2 pseudogenes are annotated in these 544 nt (G+C 73.0%); both read right to left on the reverse strand.

The features are described from left to right. Positions 1-196: pseudogene (locus CCN56_RS38675) on the reverse strand (hypothetical protein); the annotation flags it as partial. After that, positions 193-544: pseudogene (locus CCN56_RS43695) on the reverse strand (serine/threonine protein kinase); the annotation flags it as partial. The pseudogenes CCN56_RS43695 and CCN56_RS38675, both read right to left, overlap by 4 nt.

Below are 544 nucleotides of genomic sequence, written 5' to 3' on the forward strand. Positions count from 1 at the left end.
GCGGGGCGCCGGGGAGGGTGCCGTGCCAGATCTGGACCGCGGTCGGGGTGGTCTCGGCGCGTCGGGCGGCGGCCGCGGTCACCCCCGGGCCGAAGCGCAGGACTTCGCCCTCCACGCGGTCGGGCGTCGGGTCCGGTGTGGGGCCCTCGAACCAGTGGCTGCCCAGTTCGGTGGCGCTGTAGTCGTCGTCGTTCACGTGATCACACACCGCCTGATGAAGATCTGCTGGAGGGAACCGCCGTTCGCGGCGGCCGGGTCCGTGGTCGCGCGCACTCCCCAGTAGCAGCCGCCGCCCTGGACCGTGTGGGTAAGCGTCAGGGTGTAGTGGTCAGCTCCTTCGCGCCGGATGCTCTCGGAGCCGTCCGGCATGCCGGGCGAGCCCTTCTCGTCGCCGGTGAACCACTCGACGAGGAGTGTCACCGGCCCCGTTCCGTCCGTCGTGATCTCGACGGTGGCCTCGGCGGCCGTCGGCCCGGTCTGGCGCAGGCTCGTGACGGAGACGTCCGTGACGGAGACGGGCGGCGTCGTCGGGGGCGTGGTCGGC

The organism is Streptomyces sp. NRRL B-24572 (genome assembly GCF_002156145.1).
Lineage (GTDB): Bacteria > Actinomycetota > Actinomycetes > Streptomycetales > Streptomycetaceae > Streptomyces > Streptomyces vietnamensis.